The 22,982-nt window shown below is 57.0% G+C and carries 13 protein-coding genes; 6 read left to right on the top strand and 7 right to left on the bottom strand.

Annotated features, from left to right (window positions below; translation table 11 throughout):
* From N0B31_RS21760 to N0B31_RS21730, 7 genes are all read right to left on the bottom strand, one after another.
* A complete protein-coding gene (locus N0B31_RS21760) occupies positions 1-1,458 on the bottom strand; it encodes a ribonuclease H-like domain-containing protein (protein WP_260644159.1) in 1,458 nt (485 codons plus the stop codon).
* A 163-nt stretch (positions 1,459-1,621) separates the two neighbouring features.
* Entirely contained in the window at positions 1,622-3,385 is a 1,764-nt protein-coding gene (locus N0B31_RS21755; RefSeq protein ID WP_260644158.1) for a HesA/MoeB/ThiF family protein, read from the bottom strand.
* A gap of 1 nt (position 3,386) precedes the next feature.
* A complete protein-coding gene (locus tag N0B31_RS21750) occupies positions 3,387-3,878 on the bottom strand; it encodes a hypothetical protein (RefSeq protein WP_260644157.1) in 492 nt (163 codons plus the stop codon).
* Positions 3,875-4,147, bottom strand: a complete 273-nt coding sequence (locus N0B31_RS21745) for a hypothetical protein (RefSeq protein WP_260644156.1) — start codon at positions 4,145-4,147, stop codon at positions 3,875-3,877. The genes N0B31_RS21750 and N0B31_RS21745 overlap by 4 nt, the downstream gene beginning before the upstream one ends.
* A 234-nt stretch (positions 4,148-4,381) precedes the next feature.
* Positions 4,382-6,529, bottom strand: a complete 2,148-nt coding sequence (locus tag N0B31_RS21740; RefSeq protein WP_260644155.1) for an Aq_aa27 family P-loop NTPase — start codon at positions 6,527-6,529, stop codon at positions 4,382-4,384.
* 51 nt (positions 6,530-6,580) lie between these two features.
* Positions 6,581-7,162 carry a metal-dependent hydrolase gene (locus N0B31_RS21735; protein ID WP_260644154.1) on the bottom strand — a complete coding sequence of 194 codons (582 nt, stop codon included), beginning with the start codon at positions 7,160-7,162 and terminating at the stop codon, positions 6,581-6,583.
* Positions 7,163-7,209: 47 nt separating this feature from the next.
* A complete protein-coding gene (locus N0B31_RS21730; protein ID WP_260644153.1) occupies positions 7,210-9,753 on the bottom strand; it encodes a Piwi domain-containing protein in 2,544 nt (847 codons plus the stop codon).
* A gap of 281 nt (positions 9,754-10,034) precedes the next feature.
* Here N0B31_RS21730 and N0B31_RS21725 point away from each other — a divergent pair, with 281 nt between their 5' ends.
* The 6 genes from N0B31_RS21725 to N0B31_RS21700 all read left to right on the top strand — a co-directional run bounded on the left by N0B31_RS21725 (position 10,035) and on the right by N0B31_RS21700 (position 22,945).
* The gene (locus tag N0B31_RS21725; protein WP_260644152.1) at positions 10,035-11,723 is read left to right on the top strand and encodes a DUF8612 domain-containing protein; all 1,689 of its coding nucleotides are present in this window, start codon (positions 10,035-10,037) and stop codon (positions 11,721-11,723) included.
* Positions 11,724-11,923: 200 nt separating this feature from the next.
* Entirely contained in the window at positions 11,924-12,091 is a 168-nt protein-coding gene (locus N0B31_RS21720) for a hypothetical protein (RefSeq protein ID WP_260644151.1), read from the top strand.
* The gene (locus N0B31_RS21715) at positions 12,088-15,387 is read left to right on the top strand and encodes an ATP-binding protein (protein WP_368389265.1); all 3,300 of its coding nucleotides are present in this window, start codon (positions 12,088-12,090) and stop codon (positions 15,385-15,387) included. Before N0B31_RS21720 ends, N0B31_RS21715 begins: the two co-directional genes overlap by 4 nt.
* Positions 15,384-16,025, top strand: coding sequence for a DUF7680 family protein (locus N0B31_RS21710; RefSeq protein ID WP_260644131.1), 642 nt, complete (start codon positions 15,384-15,386; stop codon positions 16,023-16,025). The genes N0B31_RS21715 and N0B31_RS21710 overlap by 4 nt, the downstream gene beginning before the upstream one ends.
* Positions 16,026-16,027: 2 nt before the next feature.
* Entirely contained in the window at positions 16,028-18,928 is a 2,901-nt protein-coding gene (locus tag N0B31_RS21705) for a DUF1156 domain-containing protein (protein WP_260644150.1), read from the top strand.
* 87 nt (positions 18,929-19,015) lie between these two features.
* Complete coding sequence (locus N0B31_RS21700; protein WP_260644149.1) at positions 19,016-22,945, top strand: DEAD/DEAH box helicase; 3,930 nt, start codon at positions 19,016-19,018, stop codon at positions 22,943-22,945.
* The last annotated feature ends 37 nt before the right edge of the window (positions 22,946-22,982 follow it).

Raw genomic sequence — 22,982 nt, 5'->3', positions numbered from 1 at the left:
TTAGAAGTCCATGAGTCCGGTCTGTGTGGTGTTTCCATCAGCAGGAACGTTGGCACGCTTGTGGCCGGGTGTCGCCTCAGCAATCGATTCGTAGACTGCAGCCAGCTCACGGACGTCTGCCTCACAGTATGCCCGCGCAGTGTCCCAGTCTACGTCACGAGCGCGCTCTGGAGACACGAGAAGCCGCTGGATGGTCTTCGCCAGTGATCTCCCATCCACGGCGGCAGCAGCTGAGTCGCGCCCATGTCCGAGAGCCTCAGCGACGTCTTCGACCCGGTTCGTCCGACCGGGGAGGATGGCGTTGTCTTTTCGCACAGCCCAATCGAACAAGTCGTACTCGAACACGGAGTCCGACCAGTAGTCTGCGTACTCCGGTGCGTATCCTCGAATGAACCGGCTGAGGTGTTTAAAGTCGAAGTTGTGGCCGTTCCACGCGATGAGTGATGTGCGATCGTACTCGCTGGCCAGCCACGTAACGAACTCTCGAGTGGCTTTTCCTGGGTTGTCTCGTGACGGCTCCGTATCGATGAAGTCTACGTACTCGTCTGTTTCAGGGTCGTAGACGCCGATGAGCCAGATGATGCTTGGGTTGAGGCCGTCGGTCTCGATATCGATGAACAACGGACTATACTCTGCTGCGGGGACAGCTTCGTCCGTGAGACGGATGACGCATCCTTCGGACAGTGCGTGGGCGCTCTGCCGGATGCTCTGAGCTTTCGACTCACCGATCCCATGAACCTCGCGAAGCTCCCGTTCTGTCGCAGCTGCGACGTCGTCACGCGTCTCGTATCCATTTCGAGCGAGTTTCGGGGCGGTTCCCTTGCCCACACCCGAAAGCGCCCGGAGGCCGAATTTATCGGCGGGTGTCGTGGATACGGCGATGCGGCCACCCGAATCAAGCGAGATGCAGGCGAGTTCTGGAGCCCCCTGTCGTCGGGTTGGTGAAATCCCGCGGACGGGCAGGCGAACGCCCTCACCGTCGACGTCAGCTTGCCACACGAAATCGTAACTGGCCTCCATGGCTCCGGTGAGGAACGTCACTTCTCTGTCGATTCGATGCTGGAAGCGAGCGAGGTGTTCGAGGCCATCGAGCGAGACATCCATTGTGACTGAGTCGGCGCTCGTCTGGACCTCGTCACAGATGATGTAGTCGACGTCGTCTGGGATTCCTTGCCCGCGAGCGGTCGAGGCCCCACCGATGAAGTCGAGCGAACTGACGATGGACACGGTGATCTCGTCAACCGTCTCTGTGTGAACAGCGCTACGCCGAGTGTGAATTACCGGACATGAGGCCGTCCGCTCGACAGTGCTCACCGTTCTCATGTCCAGCTTTTCTTCGACGATGTAGATGAGATCCGCATCAAAATGATCGACGAGGTCTTCGATGGCGGTCGTCGTAGCGTCGACTAACGCATCACACCGGAGAGCAAGCAGACGTACTCCAAGGTCGCCCGCCATGTCTCAGTGGGTGATTGTTCCCTGTCCGGGTTGGCTATAGATAGGGTTTCCCTCGTCTCGCGTGCTGGTCATACACTCAGTATTGGAACCCTCTGGCTTATACTTTCTGACTAGTTACTCTGCGATGTTCTTATCTCCGACTTAGACGAACTCAAAGGAAGATTTACTGAGTCCGACCCTTCAGACCTCGGTTCACAAGACGAGCGATATATGCGGTAATGCGCTGAAATACGCTTCTCTCGGCTTGCTCCTTAGCATCTGGGGTGGTCTTTTGTTGCTGATTGTCCTCCCTGTGTTCTTCAAGAATCTTGTGGAACGTCGGATCGGGCTCAGTCGGCAACTCATAGTGGTCTCCCCGTGCGAGTGCTTCTTTCCGATTGCAGTCCTCCTTGCATGAGATCCGTTTTTCATTATTGCTATCTTCTTGCCAGTCAACCGTACCAAAGAGAGCATCATACTCCTGACTGCCAACAAGTGCTCGTGAGGTGATGCCGACTGCAAGCGCTTGGAAACGGAGGGCCAAGAGTGATGCCACGAGCCCGTTGTTCGTGGCTACGGAGGGCGCCCGCTCATCACCTTCGCCATCATCTGCCAGTTCTTCACCGTCATCCATGCCTTGAACGTATCCAGCTCCACGGGCGGCATCTGGCTCTCTATCGTGAATCACGCCCTCTTCCTGATCTCCGTGGAACCAGTGGCCAGTGCACTCAAGACATGGATGCCCTGGTCCAGTAGCAGAGATGAGCGATCTAGACCCGATGTCGAGTTCATCTTTATCATCATTCGGAATGAGCTCGGTACCTCCGTCAAGAACGGGGATAAGATGAGCATGCGAAACCTCATCGAGAAGATACCGAACCCAATGCGTGTCGGCGGCGTTGATGATGATATCGCAGTCGAGCAGTTGCGGAAGGCAGGCGTGCTCCTCGTCTTCCTCCACTACACTTCCGTATTCTGCCTGTGCGGTGAATTGTGGGTTCGTTGCCGACCGCTCTGCGATCTCCTTTGCCACCTCGACTTTCGGCTTACCGACATCATCAGATGTAGCGCCGTAAGATCGATTGAGGTTCGCACGTTCGAGGTAGTCAAAGTCGACGAAGACCGTTTCTTCTACGCCGAGACGCGCTAATTGTTCGGCGAGGAGCGAACCGACGCCGCCGAGGCCTACGACTCCAACGCGGAACCCTGCAAGCGTCTGTTGGCCGCGTTCACCCCAGAGCTCTACCGTCGAACCCTGAGCCTCTGAGTCAATCGCTCCGCCCGTACCAGCCGGCCCCGTAGCGTTTCTGATCGTTGGGAGCTTTCTGATTCGTTCGCCTACAACGCGGACCGCTGTTGCGTGCGTGAATTCACCTGTTTCCTCTCCAGTACGGCTTGCCCCTTTAGCTGTTGATGAGTTTGGATAGACGAACTCATAGGCTCTAACTGACCATTCGCGTTGGCCAGTCTCGGGGTTAGGACGATCTGTCACGATACCCGCTGCGAGCGGGACTTCTGAGCCGAGATTCAAACCGATGTCGTACAGCTCTTCTTTATCAGCTATTTTGTCGGGGGCTGACGGAGTCGCACCACTTCCCGGGTGGGTGTGGATGAATATCAGGCCTGCTCCTGGCACTTCTGCAGCCTCGTTGATTGCCCGTAGCGTATAGTCTGGGTGGAACTTTAGCTGACCGTCAAAGTAGACGTCTCCCGGACCCGGTTCGGCGACCTTCTGTAACAGGTACGTCGTCCTTCTGTCTCCCGTGCTCGGGGTGATGATTCCGATTGCTCCTCGCTCGGGTAAACCATGCAGATGGTGGCCTTCGGGCGGCTTCAGGAATCGGTCAAGTGTCTCCCATGTCCCTTCACTGAGCGCAAACTGGAATTCTGCCGCCTGACTAGGTGGCGACTTCTCACCGACTGCACGGGCACGGTACGCTCCTGTCATGCTATCCCGTTTCGAAGCCTGCGTCAATCACTTCGATCGCACGCACAGCGTGCTCCGGTTTTTCTGGCTTGAAATTCAAGTGTGACCACCGTAGGCTGAAGGTGATTCCCTGATCGACTCCCAAGTCGTTCTGAAGATACTTGTCTTGGTCACGACGATCAGGATTGTTGTCTTCCCATCCCTCCCGATCAGCACGTTCGACTGGCGGAACAGTCATAACCCAGTGAGGATCGCTGTTGACGAAATTCTCAGGGAGAAAAATGTACACCTCCGCTTGCTCTGGCGTGTAGGGGTATTGATATACAGTGAAGTCGAACTCCCCAAGCCAGACTGCGATTTCCCCCTCGTGTCTTCCGACCGGGATTGCCGGTGTGTGTCTTTCCCGGAGAGCCGAAAGCGCCTCCTGAAACGAAGGTTTCAGATTCTCTTCTGCGAGCCTGGCTGGGGGAGAAGATCCATCCATCTCGCCGGTGGGCGTTTCACCTTCACTCACGACCGACCGCTCCCCTTCGGGACAATTCGGAAGAACTTCCGATTCTCGTTACTGAGGTCAACGGTGTCGGAACCCTCGAACTGAGTGTCCTTGGGCATGTTTTTTCCTTCCAGAGCGTAGAGCCACTTCTGGTCGGTTTTATCCTCGTCCGTTCCTGCTTCAATCATGATCGTCTCTGCGGTCTGAACGGGGTCGTCGAACCGAATCGTCGTATTCCCTATGTGGATCGGGTACGTCCGGTTCTCCTCCTCTTGGTCTTCAGTTCCCATGCGATAACGTCTGTTCTGGAAGGGTTTAAGAATTTGGACTAGAGCCATTCCGAACACGCTAAAATAGAAATTGGCCCCCTCTATTGAAATCACATTTCGATCGTGGCTATCGTATTCCCCCCTTGGACGAGAATCTCCGGCTACATAGCCGAATGACAATTAATCCAAGTACCCAACAGCACTGAGCTACAGGAGCGCCTCATGTACAGTGCGCTAATCTATGCGAATTTCTTGTTATCTCTTCAATAGGTTTCGGGCTCGAGATAGGAATCCTTCCCTGGGATCGTCGGCAGTCGTCTCACCAAGCCAGTCGAAGAACTCGTCCGGCGTCTTGATGATCAAATCGAGGCCTCGCTTCTCAATTCGAACCGTCATCGGTGGGTCGCGTTTGTACTCATGTAGCTCGAAGCTCATCGACTCCGGAAACGTCACCTGAAGTGTATCCCCGTCTTTGCTAATCTCGACATCCTCGCGGTCGATGAGGTTACGCCAGCGCTCCCGACCGGTATCGTACGCTTGCTCGGCCGGTTCGGTCGGGAAGTAGTCCGGTACGGGGCGGTCAGCAAATTCGTAGAGATCCAGCATCGCGGCTCTGACTTCACGGAGTGCATCTGAGTCTTCTCCCAGTACGAGGTCACGGTTCAGGTATTTATGTCCGAACCACTGGAAGATTGGATTCTCCGTGTCGATGAGGCGATTCACTTCTGCCTCACCCTGATGGGAGGTCATGAAGTTGACGTCGAATCGGAGTATCTTGGCTCGGTTCCGGAACCACTCTCCTGGCCGCTTGTCGTTGGATATGAACGCGAACATCGGGAAGGACGTTTCCCCGGTCCACCCGCTCCAGTAGTTCCGGAGCGTATCTAACGAGTTCACTTTCTGCTTGGTGATGTCGTCGACTACGACGGGGAACGACGTGTGTGCCGATCTGAGATTCCGGACTTTCCGTTTGCCAATCTCGTCAGCGTCGACCGGAGCCTCCACGCGGTTTCCACTGATTAGTGACAGGGCGAAGCGGCAGAAGGTGCCTTTCCCACCGTTCGATTCTCCGAAGATGTAGAGGTAGGGGAGCGCTTTGTCGAGGTTGATGCCGTGCTGTCGGTAGAAGACTGCTTGTCGGTTCGCGAAGGGGGCCCAGAAGAACCAGAGGAGCGCTTCGTACATGTGCGCCTTGACCGCCGTAGAATTATTGGAATTCCCGTAGTCGTCGACGGTCGCGAAGTAGTTCTCAATCTCTTCAAGCGCCTCGTCTACCTTCTCCGGACTCTTCGGTGGTTGCGTGACGCGGTAGACCGTGCCGTCGTAGTGGAACTTGAGCTGATCCCTATCTTCGTTCAGGTGCATCGTCGGCACGTCGAAGACCTGCTGGGCGTACCGCTGGAAAGCGTCTGGGGTTGTGGTCAGCGTATCGTTCGACACCGTCGCGTCGAAATCGGTCATCTGAGACAGTGTACTCACCGTCGACTCGTCGTACCCCCTGAGTGACAGCGTGATACGATCCTGTGGCGCATCAGCCATGTCGGGATCACCGTCCCCTGCTGACTCATCGGTTCCCGCGGCGTCATCCGCTGATTGACTGCGTTCGTCTTCGGAGCTTGTTCCGCCATCGAGCGCGAGATCTACCGTCTCAACTTCAGCATCGATGTGGTCAGCGAGGCGGCCATGGACCTCTCCGAGTTCGTCTTGTGTCCCAACGCGCCCCTCCGTGTACAGTTTGATTACCTCTTCGCGGTCGTCATTCGACTGCTCAAGCTGTTCGGAGAGGTCCTCGAGGAAAGGACCCCCCTTGTTATAGGAGTCTCTGTGATCCTGATACAGGTCTTCGAACTGTGCGTAGAGGTCGCTCTCTACCGTCGTGTCGTACACGACCCCGACGTTCGTCTGGTTCGACCAGGCATTGCGGGATAGGTTCGGTGACCCGATGACGACCTTCGCCGGTGCTGCACTGGCCTCCGCTGACGAGTCCGATTCTGTGGTCGCTTCTCCACCGAGTGTCATCTGGTCGTCCTCATCGGCTTCCTCGCCTGCGTGATCCTCCTCCGGGTATTCGATCAAGTAGAGTTTCGAGTGAACCTCCTTGTTCTCACAGAGGTAGATGACCAGTTTGTCGTCTCGGCGCAGTTGTTCCAGTCGGTCCGCGAGGTCTGGCTTATCGATGAGTCGCTCGCGATAGTCGTCGACGTCTCCGACAACGACCTCCAGCCGTTCTAAGTTCTCCAGATCCTCGAAGAGGTCGAGGATGAACTCGGGCGAATCACAGTAGGTGACCACGCGCATCCGCTTTGCACCCTCGAAGACGTCGGAGAACGACCGCCAGCTCTTGAATATCTCCACGTGGCTGGCGTCCGATTCGTCCGTGTTGAGTGGTATATCGAATTTCATTTGGTTTGGTCCTTGATTTCTGGTGACGCGGTATCAGTCACGGTGGTGCCACTAGCTGTCCACCGCGAGATGAACGAGAACTCCGGCAGCAGCTGCACCGGCTACTAATACACCGTTCTGTCCCTCGAAGACACCAAGGACGCCACCAAGACTGGCGAGCTGTTGGGTAGCGACCAGAGCCGTGACGCCAACGAGGGCGACAAACGCCAGGGAATGCGTGAACCCACGATGCGTGGTCAGTGAATCGAACGTGTCACCACCGGTGGCGAGGAGGACGACCGCACCGATCACGAGAACACCGATACCCAGAGTAGACGGACTCCCACCGACACCCAGTGTGTTCACGAGTCCACCGAGTAGCGCGACGCTATCTGGTGCGAACACGACGAGTCCGATAACGCCCCCGACGACCGTGAGTGCCCCCAGACTGCCAGCAGCTTGCCGTGGTTTTGACGCCTGATGATCGATGTCCGGTAGTAGCGATCCTACCACGAGGACGCCGCCGACGCCGGCGGCGACGATGATTGTTTCTCCGATGCCTCCACCGCGGTCAAGAACGAGGAAGCCAACGACTACGGCAGCAAGTAGTCCGGCGGCCTTCCCCGCGTTGAGATGTTCGTCGAAGTTCCCCATTTGAATTGAATCCCCTGTTGTCGTGTTGGTTGCTCGTCTGGACGCGGTCAGATGTACGGTACTCCTCTGATTATCTCGCCGTTGACGAGGTACCCCTTCCGTGCAGCCTCGGCACACCGGTCCGCGTAGTAGGTCGTTATCGGAAGCCGTGTGCTCCGCTGGGCGCTCCCGACGTGGCTCTCGCTGAGCCAGTATACTTGTTCCATTAGCGTCTGCATCGGTGTCTCACCCGCTCGCCGGACGATGCGGAGCGTTCGCGGGGTTCCGAGTCCATCGCTATCGTCGAATTCGGGTCGGCCCGTGGTCGTGAGGAAGCCGTAGTCGTCGTTCTGCGCGATGAAGATGCGCCCCTTGTGGTCGACGCGGAACTGTTCGTTACGTCGGAACGCCGCACGGGGCGCCCCGCTCTTCCGGATGTCGAGGATGTCGATGTCGATTCCCGTCCCGTCGAACGGGGCCAGGATGGCGTCGACATCTTCGAACAGTCGACCGTCGCGGTGAACGACGATACTGTTGGGTGCTTCGCCCTCGGCCCGGACGAACTCTCTGTGAACGTCTTTGAGTACGTCGACAACGGCGTCCTCGTCGAACGTCTCTCCGGACTGGAGAGATTGCGTCTTCGAGACGAACACGGTCCCGTCTGCGAGCACGACGTTCGCGCTCGCGCCGAGGAACTGTCCGGTATCCGGGTCACGGGTCGCGTCGAGACCGACGAAGCAGTCGGCATCACCGGGCATCTGGTCGACACGCCAAGGGACACCGCCAGCGCCAGCAACGATACCGAGCGCGGTGTTGCGGACGACCCACTTGTTGTCGAGGTTGTCCACTCGGACCATCTGCGACGGAATCGTCTGCTTGCCGAGCGCCTTCTTGAACTCCCCGTACGGGTCGTCGATGGTACCGTCCTGAATGAAGTCGTTCGTCGGCGATGGGACAGCAGCGAGAACAGCGTCGACATCGCTGATGGCAGCGGCTGCGTTACTGTACTCGATTTCACGACCCAACACGTACTCGCTGTAGGACGTTTCGTCCGGCGAGCAGTTGATGTCCTCGAGTTGCTTCTCGATCCGACCTCGGAACTCAACGAAGTCGTCTGCATACCGTTCCGGGACGAGGTAGTGGAGTTTGAACGAGGACGGACGACGGTAGACGCCGTATCGACTCAGGCCGGAGCCGGGGAGGTCAGCGGTGCGGTCGTTACCGAACCGGAGATTGTCCGCGCGGTCGACCTCCGTGGACATGAACGAAATACTCGGCCCGACGGGCGTCGGGTCGATGCTTGTCTCGACTGCCGGGAGTTCATCCAGGCCTGTAATGAACTGCGTCGCCTTCTGGAATCGTTCCTCAGGGAGCATCTTCGCACGGCGATCCCACTCCCGATGGAAACGCGGAGCCAACTGCTTGACGACTTCTTTGCGCGGGGAGACGCGGAGAAGTTGCGGGACGTGGACACTCGTCTCGTCGCTGTTGGGATTGTATTGCACTTCGACGAGCCGCGGGTTCTCCGAGCGAAGCTGTTCCAGCATCTCGTCCGAGACGCGGTCCTTTCGCTCGTACCAGTCCGCGAGCGACTGATTTCCGAAGTCCGGAATCGGGTCTGTGAACCGCTTGTCTGAGACGCCCTTGAGTCGCCCGCTCCCGGGCGTCGAGTAGGTTTCTGGGTCGTGTTCGACGTGCGTGTCGACGAGTTCGTCGACCGTCGCGCTCACTCGGTTCATGTACTCGTCGACGGTCGCCTGGCTGCGGGCGTGGTGGCTAGCCTCAACCCCGACGTAGGCGTCACCGGAGGGAAGCACCTCAATGCTAAGCCGATATGCGAGACACGCCTCGAAGAGTCCCTCTGGCCCACTGATAACGGGTTCCTTCGTGCGGATACGGTCCACCCGCCCCGTCTCGTACTCGTCGGTTCTGATGCTCTTCTTCATCAGCTGCTGGAGGAGACGAACCATCGTCTCGTTGTCAGCCGTGTCGTCAGCTCGGAGGGTGACCCGAGTTTCACCCGTGAGTGTAAACGGGTCAGGCAGGTACGCCTCCAGCGGCTCGGTAGATATGAGCGACATCACGCCCGCGTGCGTGACGGCCGCGTTACTGGACGAGCGGAGGTACGCTGCGAGATTGTACGTCGCGTCCATCGGACTGTCCTCGAACGCGTCGTCGGCTTCGATGCGGTACTCGTAGACAGATAGCGTCTCGAAGTGGCGATCGAAGGGGAACAGCGAGAGGTACGGAAGATTATCCTGAAGCGTGTCGAATAGCTGATCCCCGGACCTCTTCTCTGACGCGCTGCTGTTGTCGGTGTCATCCACGGGTGATCCGACGACTTCAGCGCGTAGTCGTGAAGACCCGTTCAGACTCTTCTCACCCCGGAACTCGTTTCCTTTTGCGTGCTCAAGTTCGTACCAGCGCCCCGACTCCCAAGCGAAGTCGCTCAGCGCGTTATTGTTCCAGATTGCGAGCGGGAACTCGTTACCCGCAGTGTCGCGGACTTTGAGCCGCTTGGCCATTTTACTCGTTGGCCGGTCCAGTTCAGCCACCACCTGGACCGTGATGTCGATTCTTTCCCCATCCTCGATGTCGGCCTGCGTCGGCATCTACCAACGACATGGGCAACCGTCGACAAATATCTTTCCACTAGCGTAAGTCGGAATACGCTATTTTTGAAATAAGTGAAACGAGATATTGGAGGGGATTATTCCCTCAAGCAGGCCCACGCGGGCATATTGGGAGATATTTGGACTTGTAATCAATATCAGCCACCTTGTCCCCTTCTATTCTACTCACCTAATATGCCGTGAGCGAACGAGAGTACTCTCTCAGATAGCGACATCAAGATGGAGTAATACTTATGATTGGCCGAATAATCATAGACAACATGACTGAGGAATCCCGAGCAGAGGATTTCATCGCCGACGCCGAGCGTCATAACGAATGGTGGAGCGAGGGAGTAGGTCAAGATTTGGAGGAGGCTGTAGATCTCACACCCCGTTCAGACTTCCATAAGATTCTGGAAGCGGTACACAAGCACGATGAAAAAGGGACTGACAACTTAGTTTATCCAATCTATGGGTCGACAGGGATTGGCAAGACAACGCTCCTGTATCAACTCGTGGCGGCGTTAATAGGGACTACCGAATTTCCTCCAAAAGACCCTGAATTCGACATAGTCTCATCTATCTCACCACGTCAGATACTCTACCTCCCCCTTGAGGCATCCCAATACCATTTAGAACGCCCGGGTGAGGGAATTGAACGATTGAAGCAGGTAATTGACTACTTCTACTCTCATATTGCTCCTCGACATGGAACGAAGTACATTCTCATAGACGATGTCGATATTCTGAACCTTGACGAGAATGAGAAAGAGACCCTCTTAGAGTTCGTAAATGAGGACACCTATCTATTCCTGACAGGAATCGTCAAGGAGCAGGTCAACCTCCGTGAACTAACGAAGGCCGATAAGATTGATCACGTCGAAAGACCCTGGGGAGTACTCCCGATGAAATTTGTTGACACCATCGGGCATCCAGAAGAAGAGGGAGGGCTGAGCGTTGATTTCAACCACGAGTTTAGGGAAGAGCTTGAATCCCTCCGGTCTGATCGGATTGCTGGCCCGCATCCAATCAAAGATGTTCGGAGGGGACTCAACCTGAAATCATCCGACACTAGCATTAATTCCGCGATCGACTCCCTCAATTCGCTATATTTCGAGTTCTTCAATCCATCCGAACGCGACGATTTCCATGACGCTGCGCGTGATTACCTGAGAAAAGGTGGTACGTTACACCAGACTGACGACTCCTCCATCAGAAACGAGATTGTCCGTTCGCACTTTCTCCTATACCTCTACAAGGGACTAGCAAAATACGGCTCTATTCAGAACCCCGAGAACCTTCATCGGCTGAGTTCGATTGCTGCTAGTCAGGGGGGTGAGGAGCTCCAATACACAGAGATAAGCAACCGAATCGGCGTCGATAGACGAACGGTCGATAGCTACCTCGGCATCCTCGACGATGGAATCGCAGTAACTGAGTCTCACGACTATTCGTTGCGACGCCACCGACGAACGCGACTCTATCTTCGCAATCCTCGACACGTTGTGCTACTCTCACAGCGCCAGGAACACTTCGGATTCGAGGAATACAGTCAGCAGAACGATCTCAATTTCGACTTCGAGTACAAATTGGCTCGAACTGTGGCGTTCGACCACGCGATGCGTCTGTCGTTCGCGGTGAAAGCATACGAAGTCGAGTACTGTCCAACTGACGCCGGATTAGTTGATTATGTTCTCCATCGAGAGGGGAAAGTGCTGCCGTTCATTCTCTCTTACCATCCACATACTGAGTCGGCAGAACAAATCGCGACGGAGTTTGACCCCGGTGTCGGGCAGCATACTGAGGACGATAGTGAGGATCTCCGTGACCTCGATTACGAAGCACCATACCGCTTCATCATCACGGATAGCCTCCCGAAAGAGGTGCGAGAAAACGGGTCACTAGTTGTCGAAAAGAACGATGTAAACATCTGCTACCTTCCATTTTGGTTATTCTTACTCATCTGCTAGTCAGTTGAATCTCTGCGCAGCAGGTTCCAGTCCAAGGAAGTTTACCCTCCAATTTGCGCCCTGAACACCTATCCGTCGATGTCCAATAGGGTCACTCAGCCGACTTAGTCTAAGTAAAGGTTATGTTGTTTCGGTAAGCCAGACAAAACATCCGGATGACTCGTAAACAAATAGGGAAAAACACGGGGAGGTCTGGACGAGTGAATCTGTCCGGACCTGAACTCGATAAGTTCGATGCAGAGGTGGGCGAGCCAATCAAGATCGACATCGCTGAGTCGAAAGAAATCGCTCACGCACTCATCAACAATAGCGATCGTGGGGAGTTCATCATCGTCTCCAAGCCGAGCCAGCAGGAGGTAGACTCATGAGTAGCTCAGATTATCCGAGTCTGTTTGACGCATGTACTCCTCGGGGAGACGTCCTCGACGGAACGCTACAGGAGGACCAGTTCGCCGCAAGCCTGGCAACTGTCGCACATTCGCCGGACGACGCCGCTCCAGTCTATCGGAATGCGACGCAGTTCTTCGATATGACGTACCCGACCGACGGGCTTCGGACGCTACTGAGCAACCTCGCGGGGCGGTTCCTCGCGGCTGGCGGGTACGATAGCGGTGGTTACTCCAGCAGTATTCTGTGCCTGGATACCCGTTTTGGTGGCGGGAAGACGCACGACCTCATCGCCTCGTACCACCTCGCGAATAATCCGACAGATATCGACGATCTGAACCGCCATCTCGTCGAGGGTGAGGAAGACCTCGGTGCTGCCTATCTGGATGCGGTAGATCAGGGGCTCAACGTCGACACGTCTGTCTTCGTGGGGGGACACGTCGACGCCCGAAACGCCCGGAGCGACCGGTCAGACCCGAACGCTCCGAACACGCGGACGATGTGGGGAGAAATCGCCTACCAGCTGTATGGCCTCGATGGCTACGAGTATATCAAAGAATATGATCAGGATCGGAACGCACCTGGCGGGAACACCCTAAAAGGGCTGTTCGAGCTTGGTGATGGTCCTGCCCTCATCCTCATCGACGAGATCGCAGCCTACCTCGAGGCGGCGTCCGCGGTCGAAGTCGGGAACGCGACGCTAGCCAGCCAGACCCTGAGCTTCGTTCTCTCACTCCTCGAAACCGCGTCAGAGGTCGACGAGGTCACGGTCGTATACAGTATTGCGGACACTGCCTTCGAAGAAGAGGCAGAGGAAGTTCGGACGCTCATCGACGAACTGAACCAGATCGGCCGTCGACAGCACAAGACCGTCACGCCGACCTCCGAAAACGAAGTTGGCCAGGTTCTCCAGCACCGACTCTTCGAGGAAATCGAACGGGACCAGGCAGAGACGCTCGCCGAATCGTACTTCCAGTACTACGCGGGGAGTGACCGACAGTTCCCGCAGGAGGCGACGGACGCCAGCTTCGTCGACCGGCTGGAACGCGAATACCCGTTCCACCCGACGATCATCGATACGCTCACGGAGAAGATCGACACGATTCCGAAGTTCCAGCGAACCCGAGGCGCACTGAAGCTCCTCGCACGGGCGGTCTACTACCTCTGGAACCACCAGCCCGATCACTACGACCGCCACTGGATTCGACTGTACGACCTCACGCCCGCTGACAACGCTCCCGACGGGAGTATCGACTCGACGCTTCGTGAGACGCTGTTCGAATTCGTCGACCTAAGTGCGGCTGTCTCGGCTGACATCTACAGCGAAGACAACACGGCCCATGCCCAGCTCGAAGACCGCAAGTGGACAGAGAAAGGGATTCCACCGCTGGGCGGCCATCTGACGACAACAGTCCTCTGGCATAGCCTGGCCTACGGGGAGCAAGCAACCGGACTCACGCGTGCGGAGATGAACGCCGCACTCGGCCACCCCGACATCCGTTTCGACAACTACGACTCGGCGTTGGAGGCGCTGTCTGGCGGCGACATGAACGTCGCGTGTTACTACCTCTACGACGAGGAGCGCGTCCGGTTCAAGTCTGATCCAAACCTCATCCGTATCATCGACCAGCGGGTGGACAACACGCCCGACGCGCAGGCGCGCAATCGGTTCGAATCCCGGCTAGAGAAAACAGAGATTGGGACTGGCGGCTTCAAGACCGTCGTCTTCCCCGAGTCACCAGCTGACCTTCCGGACAAGGTCTCCAAGCCCCAGCTCGCGGTGATGCATATGGACACCGCCCCTGTCTCCGACGGTGGGAGTGAAATTCCGGAGAAGATTCAGACGCTGTACCAGAAATCCGCCTCGAAGCACGGTGGCGAGACCCAGAGCCGAGTCTACAAGAACTACGTCCTCTTCCTCGCCCCTGACAAGGAACGTATCCAAGGTGCGATCGACGAGGCGCGTCAGCTGGAAGCCATCGAGGCTCTCCTCGACGACTCCCAGCAGACGGCCGACCTCTCCAACGAGCAGATCGAGGAGCTCCGTGAGCGCCGTGATCAGACGCACGGACTCTTGGGTGAACTCGTCCGGGGTGTGTACCGTCACCTGTACTACGTCGACCGAGACGGCCTGACGCATCTGGCGATCAACGCCACTGAAGCGAACGGTGGCACGACGCTCGTCAACGCCGTCGAAGAGACGCTCGAAGACCGGTTAATTCGCGCTGACGCGGGTCCGAAAGGGGTCGCGTTCTTCAAACAGAAGCTCTGGCAGCAGACCCAGGACAGCATGACCACCGAACAGTTGGTCACGCAGTTCGCGAAGAAGCCCGGGCTCCCGTACCTCCTCAACACCAAGCCGCTTCGAAAGACGGTGGCGAAGATGGTCGACGACGCGGGGTACACGTACTGGGACAGCACCGCTGGCGAGAACGGTCTCGCCTACTGGGACGGTGACGAGGACGACCGTCCGGAGAACTGGCGGAAGGCAAATCCGCTCTCCGGGTCGCCGGACGTCCGCACGAGCATTCGTGATTCGGACGTCAAGATCGGCGACGAGTACGTCGTCTACACCGATGTCAACGCGCTCCTCGACGTCCACCACGATGTCATCCGACCGCCAGAGACGACGAAGGATACGTGCGCAGAGGAAGGATGTACTAACGAGATCGGTGTCGACCAGCAGTACTGCCCTCAACACGAGCCCGAGAAGCTGACTTGTCACCAATGCGGGCGGGAAGTCGACCAGCTGGGGCCTGATGGACTCTGTTCGCGGTGTGACGGGCCGAACGACTGGGAGCGGTCGACGAGTCTGATGGCGACCTCCCGAGCCTTCAACGAGGTTCGGACGCACGCTCTCGGAAAAGCCTCCTCGGGCGGCACTCCTGGCATTGATCGCGTCACTATCGAGCTTGGTGGCGACGATCAGCTGTCGAAGGGCTCGTTCATCGCCCAACGCCAAGCGTTCAAGGACCGGGCAGACAACGTCTCGGTACGGATGCGGTACAAGACGGAGTCGTCGGCCGGGGCGTCGTACCAGGCTGACTTCACCGGCGGTATCGACGAGTTCTCCCGTGTAACGAACCAGCCAGACCCGTTCGACGGCGCGTCGCTCGTCGAACTAAAGTTCCGCGTCGATCTGAACGACCCCGAGCCAATCACGGACGCGGAAGACGACGTACTCGCGGAGCTCCAGGACGAGCTCGGCTCGACGAACATCGACGTGAAGGTTCAAGGCCGAGGACCGGTCGAAGTACCCGCAGAGGTTCAGCAATGACGTCCCACCCTACCCCCGACGCAGACGCGCCACCAACGCTCGGCCCCGAAGATGAGACGATCGGAGCAGGCCAGTTCGGCAGTAGCGTCTACGGGGGCCGCCCAACCTTCGCGCTCGTCCGTCGTGACGACGCCGAGGGTGCATCGCTGACACTGTACGAACTACTGCCCGAGGCGCAGGCGTCCGCTCGTCGTGACCGTCTCCAGCGTGGTAACCCCAATCGGGGCCTCGTGACGGAAGCGTTCGAATCGGTGTTCGGAGAGTCAGCGGATCCAGAGGTCGACAGATGGGAGTGGGACGACTGGACGGCGATGAAAGTCACGCGGCTGTCTGAGAGTCGGCTCCGCTCTATCCTCCCGCTGGTACGGGAGACGCTCCGTGGGGCAGACCGAGATGAGTCTGTACTCACCGCTGGCGGTGCTGCCGAGGTGTTCCTCCCGGAGACCGTCGGCGTTCGATTGGCTCTGGGCTTCCTTGGTGTAAAGCCCATTCAGCGGGTTGACCGGATGCGGGCGTTCTGTCGTGGTATCGCGCGAATGAGCGACGAAGAGTGCTACTACTGGCACGCAAAGTGTCGTTCCCCGTCTTCACCGAACGGCGAAAAAGCACTACGAACGCTACTGACTGATCATATCTAACCATGAGTGAAAATCCAATTCACGACTCGGAGGAGGATTCGTCTCTGAAGCCTCTCGCCATCGAGGGGAAACTCCCGTTGAAAACGGTCGGCATTGAGAACCTGCGTGAAGCAAACCCACAGTATCTCCCTCCCCATAGGTATCTCCACCCTTGGTTCGCACGACGACCGACGCCGGCATCGCGGCTCGCTATTCTTGCTTCGGTGCTGCCCCAAGGCATCGATTCTGACGACCTGCTTCGCTGGATGCAAATTGGGCCCAACCGGGAGGTCGAGGGCAGTCTAAACGAATACGTAGAACGAAAGAAGGCGACCGAAGACCAACGAAGTGGGAACTTAGAAAGTCACTACGGGTATCCCCGTCCCTTCACCCAGTCTCCTACCGATTCAGAGAGAGCAGAGATTCACGAGGCGCTCCGTGAACACTGGGATGGTGAGCTTCCGTCGGTATTAGATCCAACCGCTGGGGGCGGTGTGATTCCGTATGAGTCTCTTCGATATGGACTTCCGACCCATGCAAACGAGCTCAACCCAGTACCGTCTCTGATTCTGAAAGTCATGCTGGAATATGCTCCAGCAGTAGGTGATATCGAGAGCGAGGTGAAACGCTGGGCAAAGAAAGTCGACGACAGGGCGAAGCCTCGAATTCAGGAATACTTCCCCAGCACCCGAGAAAGCCACACGCCCGATAACTACGTTTGCACGTACCACGTCCAATGCCGTTCGTGTGGAGCGGAAATTCCACTGGTGACCAAGTGGTGGATTCGAACCAGAAGCGATGGGATACGGGTAGTCGTTCGGCCCGAGATATTAGATGACGGAACGGTAGAGTACGAAGTCATCGTCAATCCAGATGAAGAGGATCTCCGTGGGTTTGATGCTGATAATGGCCCGGTCTCCAGAGGAGGCGATGCAGAATGCCTGAGGTGTGGGGTTGTAACTGAGGATGATGAGGTAAGAGAACGATTTAACGAAGGCGAATTTGACTACGATGTATATTGCGTCCGATATCTGAAAAGTGACGGCCACCATGGGTTCCGGTCACCAAATGAAGCTGATGTGGAAGCATTAGACGCCGCCCGAGATCGTATCCAATCTGATTTCGAGCTCTCGACATTCTTATCGACACCAATTCCGGAAGGGAACAAAACAGCAGAGCCTCGTAATTTCGGTATCAATCAATGGCGCGAGTTGTTCTCTCCACGACAGTTGGTATGTAATTACGAATATGTTGACGCTATAAATCACTTCCAGCCGCAGATTGAGGAAGAACATAATCAAAAGACTGCGGAGGCCATCCTTACACTGCTGACCCTCTCGTTCAGCAAATTGATCGACCGGAATAGTCGTTTGGCAGACTGGGACACGAGCAAAGGATATCCCAGCCGTATGTTCAAAGGCAAAAACCTCGCCTTCAAGCGGGTATTTACAGATAATAATATTTCGGTCGGTGGTGTCGACTTCGTCTCGTACGTCGACAAAATATATCAGTCGTATGGTGAACTTGTGGGCTATCTCCCCGAAGGCTCAGACCCAGCTAATGTTTCAGTCGGTGATGCTGCAAATCTGAACCAAGCTGAAGATAGTGTTAGTGCGGTCGTTGTAGATCCACCGTACTACAGCAGTATCATGTACGCCGAACTTTCGGACGTGTTCTACGTATGGATGCGCGAACTGCTTGATGATGTCTTCCCGGACATCTTCCGAGAGAGTCTCACTGATAAAGAGAACGAAGCTGTAGCGAATCCGGACCGCTTCGATGGCGTCGCTGGAAATGGTTCTTCAAAACGAGACCTCGCTAATGACTCCTACGAGCGAAAAATGAGCGAGATTTTCTCTGAACTCTATCGGGTCCTTGAACCGGGCGGCGTAATGACGGTGATGTTCACTCACAAGGAAACTGATGCCTGGGACACGCTGACGATGTCGCTCATCAACTCTGGGTTCACTATCACGTCAACGCACCCTATCACGAGCGAAATGCCTCAACGAGCAGGGATGCGCGAGAGTGCATCGGCAGATAGCACTCTCCTGCTAACGGGGCGCAAGCCGCACCAGGAGCGCGATCCAGAGAATGCAGTTCCGACGCTCTGGAACGACGTGAAATCAGACACACGAGCGGCCGCGAAGAACGCTGCACGCGATCTCATTGACTCGGGCCTAAGTCTCACCAAGACTGACGTGATTATCAGCGCGTTCGGTCCAACCCTCCGCGTCTTCGCTGACGCATATCCTGTTGTCGACGACGAAGACAACGAAGTACCTCCACGGCGTGCACTTGAGGAGGCGCGCGAAGCGGTTACTCAGGTCCTGGTCGACGAGTATCTCGAAGCAGAAGGAATCGGCGATCTTGACGATATCACGGAGTGGTACATCCTCTGCTGGCTCGTTCACGAATCGGATACATTCTCCTACGATGAGGGGCTTCAGCTCGGGTACGGTATCGGTGTCGACGTCGATGACATCAAGCGCAGCACGAAGACTTGGCGCAAAAGCAGGGGCGATATGAGACTCCGGGGGCACGCAGATCGTGTCCAGAACGCGAATGAAAAACCAGAGAACCGATCCAGCCGTATCCCGGTGAACCCTGACGACCTCTCGTTTGGGCTTGCTCTGGACAAGGTTCACGCTGCGATGCACATCTACGACGTGAAGGGAGAGAGCGCCTGCTGCGACTGGCTTCGTGAACGGAACTTCGACTCCGATTCGACGTTCAAAGCGACGCTTCAGGCTCTGCTTCAAGTTCTCCCTCACGACCACGAGGACTGGGAACTCGCCCGCGACCTCGCAGTCGGACGAACCCGAGACGTCCTCGACCTGACTTCAGCCCGAACGTCTTCGCTGAAGACAACCAGCAGACCCAGCAGACAGGCATCGACGACTACTGAGTCAGCAGTTCCCTGACTCCCTTCTTTACCCTGACTCGGATATCCAGTATCCCGTCACACAATATAAGTGGGAATGCTGTGAACTCAGAGTCACGTCCTCATAATGTCGACATTCCCGGATCGATCTTGGTCTTCAATCTACGAGAGCAAGCCCACTGCCGACGGGATGTATCTAGTCGATGAATTCTATGTCCCTGCCCTCAAACGATCCATTCGCTACGACCGCGTCGCCGGGTACTTCTCTAGCAGCGCGCTCGCGGTCGCCTCCCGAGGAATCGACGCCCTCCTCGAGAACGACGGCGAGATGCGACTCGTCGTCGGTACCGAACTCTACTCCACCGACCGCCCGATCTTCGAGGCACTCACCGACGAACTGACCGACGAGCTCGAAGAGTTGGAGGACGAGCAGTTAGACGCACAGCTCCAACTTCTCGCCCGACTCCTCCGAGAAGGTCGTCTACACATCAAGGTCGCCGTTCCCCGCGAGGGTTCTTGGCGTATCTTCCACCCGAAGATGGGTATCTTTCACGACGATGATGGGAATGCGCTCTCGTTCGAAGGGAGCGTGAACGAGACCGTCGGCGGGTGGAAGAACAACTACGAGCGGTTCAAAGTCCACCGTTCGTGGGTCGACCAGCAGTCGACGTACGTCGACGGCGACATCGATACCTTCGACCGACTCTGGGAGAACGAACACCCCTACGTCGAGGTGTACGACCTCCCGGAAGCCATCGAGAAGGAACTCATCGACTGGAAGGATCCGGACTCGCAGACGAAACTCGAGGAAGCGATTCAAATCGCCCGTGGTGAAGCACCGCCGACGGAACGCGACAAGGCGAACATCATCTCCGATGGGCACCTCTCTCCGGGCGGACTCGCACTTGCCGAGGAAGGCAGCACGATTACACCGTGGCCGCACCAGCGCGTCGTATCCGATACGCTGGTCAACACCTATCCGAACAGCTTCCTGCTCTGTGACGAGGTCGGTCTCGGGAAGACCATCGAAGCCGGGCTCACACTCTCTCGCCTCGGGTTGACTGACGAGCTTGAGACTGGACTGTTGCTCGTCCCGGCAAGCCTCACTGTTCAGTGGCAGGAGGAGATGTGGGAGAAGTTCAATCTGAACACCTACCGCTACGAGCGAGGAAGCAACTACGAGTACGCCTTCATCGATGCGTTCGGACGCGAACACTCCCCGCCAGGAGCGTCCGAACTCGACCTCCAGGGCCAAGAACGAGAACAGGCCTGGGTGGAGAGCCCCATGTGGCGGTTCCTCCACGACCATCAGGACGGCGACGAGAACAGCGGCCCCGCGATCGTCATCATGTCCTGGCATACTGCGAGACTACGTGATCGATGGGATCAGGTCGCCCCCAAGGATGGCGGCCAGACGCGAACACGCGACGAGGTGCCTGCGAGTTGTCGCGGCCGGCAGACGTCGAACCGAGAGGGTGTGTGGGACGCAGTCATCGTCGACGAGGCCCACAACGGACGCAAAGGGAGCAGCTTCTACTCGATGCTGGAACGTCTCCGCGACCACACGCAGGCGTACTACCTCCTCACCGCGACACCCATGCAGTTGCATGCGGGCGAGTTGTACGATCTGATGTCCTTGCTCGACCTCCCTGGGGAGTGGGACAATCAAGACGAGTTCGTCGAGTTCTTCGAAACCCGCCGTGCGCTCACGAAAGCGCTGGACAAGGAGGTGGGTAGTGATACCTCTTCCAACGACGAGTCGTGGTCCGCACAGGCGACGCTCACCGAAAGCCGGTATCAAGACCGGCTCCCTGGTGAACGGAGCCTCTCCGACCTCGTGTTCGACGCGGTCGGCACCGAACTGGACGTGGGTGACGACCAGCAGGCCCGGTCTATCGCCAAACAACGCGTGCTTCGGGCATGTGACCTCGCCAGTGACTACGGCGAACACTACGATGGGTACATCGACGTGTTCGAATCCGCGATGGACGAGCACGATGTCGACCCATTCGACGCCAAAGAGGACGAGAAGCTGAAGTACCTCCTGTACCCTGCGTGGAAAGCGGATGAGGAGTGGCTGACGTTCTCGCGGAACGAACGCCTTGCAGCGCTCGACGAGCTCTCGGAATCAGGCTGGAAGGTCGTTCAGGACGTCCTCGGGGAGTCGACCCCTGTCGATGCGCTCATCCATCGGAATACCCGTGACACTCTCCGCAAGTACGAGCGTGTGGGACTCCTTGATGCGACTGTCCCCGACCGAAATCCAGAGCAGCACAAGATTGAGCTGACCGACGAAACGCGCCGCGTTTACGACCGGATCGACGATTACACGAGGAAGTTCTACAAGCTCGCCCAGCAGTCTGACGAGGCAGAATCCCGGGCGATTGGGTTCGTGATGACGACGTACCGTCAACGTCTCACCAGCAGCGTCTATGCGATTTCGCAGAGTCTCCAGAACCGCCTCAAGAAACTCCGGGGACAGCGGACAGTGCTTAGGGGGAAACAGCGTGCTCAGGAAGCGGATTCGGGCGGCTCTCGTCAGGTGGTGATGGAGACGCTCTCCGAGTACGATCTTGAGGATGTGGAGGCGCTGGAAGAACTGGAGGGCGACTTGGAAGATGCTGATCTCGCTGAGATCATCCCCAACGTCACTGACGAGGGACTCCATCTCTTAGACCAGGAAATCGAGGAACTGGAGTCGTTCGTCGACGAACTGGCGGAGATAGACCAGGACCCCAAAATCGGCCAACTCATCGACGATCTCAACGAACTGGATCACGAGGGGCACAACCGGGCGATCATCTTTACGCAGTATGCGGACACGATGGACTTCATCCGTCAGAGCCTCGTGTCTATCCACGGTGAGACTGTCGCGACCTACTCTGGCCGCGGCGGCGAGATGTACGATGGCGACTCGGGGTCGTGGACTCACGTCGGCAAAGAGCGGGTGAAGCGCGAGTTCGCAGCGGACGATGGGCAAGTCGATATTCTCGTCTGTACGGACTCTGCCAGTGAGGGGCTGAACCTTCAGGAGTGTGGCGCTCTCATCAACTACGATCTCCCGTGGAATCCGATGCGTGTCGAACAGCGTATCGGGCGAATCGACCGTATCGGACAGCGGTACGACGAGGTGACGATTCTCAATTACAGCTACGAGGACACGGTCGAGACGGACATCTACGAGCGACTGGACGCACGGATTGGTCTCTTCGAAAACGTTGTTGGCGATATGCAGCCGATCCTCTCTGGAGTCAGCAGCCAGATTCGTTCCGCGACGCTAGAGACGGAGCGGGATGAAAGCCGAGATGCGGTTGAGCGAGCTGATAAGGAGTTCTCTGACCGGATCGAGAAGCAGGAAGAGAGCGACAGGGTTGATGTCGGTGAATCGCTGGACGACATCGATGAACCCCTCGCCCAAGACGTAATTGACGAGGCGAAGCTCGATGCCTGGGAATCGTTCAACCATCCAGATATCCTCGATGTCGGTGCTGACGACTACGACGCAGATACGCCGTTCACTGTGCAATCCCTTGAGTCGGTCTTGACCAGCAGCGAAGCTCTCGTCGATGCTGGAATCCGATTCACGAGCGTCGACGAGCTCGGGATAGATGTGACTGACACCGAATACGGGGACGGCTTCGAGTTCGGAGAGTGTACGTACCGACTGGAAGTCAGCGACATAGAGTCTATTCCAGAGTTGGACACAGAGGGGACTCTGGCTTCCGTGATTGCTCCGGACGATGAGGAGGTTGCAGTGACGTTCTCGGACGAATGTGCGGATGAGTTCCCATCGCTTCACTATCTCGCGCCCGGAAACCCGTTATTGCGGCATCTTGTCGAGACTTGGAGGACGACCTCGGATGGGACTGAGCGACTGGTGAAATTCACCGAGTCTAAAGGACAGTCGTCCCGCCCGGTTGTCTGCGGCTGGGGTAGAGACGGCACTATCAGCGTGGTTGGAGACGACGGCACTGTCGCAGAAGCAACCACTGTGACCGAACTGTCCAATTGGTACGACGATTTCGTCGCGAATCGGGAACAGTATAGCGCCGATTGAGAGAGAAGTGAGCGAAGAGCTGTTCGAGACGACTCTC

The organism is Salinirubellus salinus (assembly GCF_025231485.1).
Lineage (GTDB): Archaea > Halobacteriota > Halobacteria > Halobacteriales > Haloarculaceae > Salinirubellus > Salinirubellus salinus.
The sequence above is the reverse complement of the archived record's forward strand: the minus strand, read 5'-3'. Positions and strand labels throughout refer to the sequence as shown.

Excerpts from the sequence above, each read along its gene's own strand:
- N0B31_RS21760 (WP_260644159.1), bottom strand. The coding sequence starts at position 1,458 with ATGGCGGGCGACCTTGGAGTACGTCTGCTTGCTCTCCGGTGTGATGCG.
- N0B31_RS21755 (WP_260644158.1), bottom strand. The coding sequence starts at position 3,385 with ATGACAGGAGCGTACCGTGCCCGTGCAGTCGGTGAGAAGTCGCCACCT.
- N0B31_RS21745 (WP_260644156.1), bottom strand. The coding sequence starts at position 4,147 with ATGGGAACTGAAGACCAAGAGGAGGAGAACCGGACGTACCCGATCCAC.
- N0B31_RS21740 (WP_260644155.1), bottom strand. The coding sequence starts at position 6,529 with ATGAAATTCGATATACCACTCAACACGGACGAATCGGACGCCAGCCAC.
- N0B31_RS21735 (WP_260644154.1), bottom strand. The coding sequence starts at position 7,162 with ATGGGGAACTTCGACGAACATCTCAACGCGGGGAAGGCCGCCGGACTA.
- N0B31_RS21730 (WP_260644153.1), bottom strand. The coding sequence starts at position 9,753 with ATGCCGACGCAGGCCGACATCGAGGATGGGGAAAGAATCGACATCACG.
- N0B31_RS21725 (WP_260644152.1), top strand. The coding sequence starts at position 10,035 with ATGACTGAGGAATCCCGAGCAGAGGATTTCATCGCCGACGCCGAGCGT.
- N0B31_RS21715 (WP_368389265.1), top strand. The coding sequence starts at position 12,088 with ATGAGTAGCTCAGATTATCCGAGTCTGTTTGACGCATGTACTCCTCGG.
- N0B31_RS21710 (WP_260644131.1), top strand. The coding sequence starts at position 15,384 with ATGACGTCCCACCCTACCCCCGACGCAGACGCGCCACCAACGCTCGGC.
- N0B31_RS21705 (WP_260644150.1), top strand. The coding sequence starts at position 16,028 with ATGAGTGAAAATCCAATTCACGACTCGGAGGAGGATTCGTCTCTGAAG.
- N0B31_RS21700 (WP_260644149.1), top strand. The coding sequence starts at position 19,016 with ATGTCGACATTCCCGGATCGATCTTGGTCTTCAATCTACGAGAGCAAG.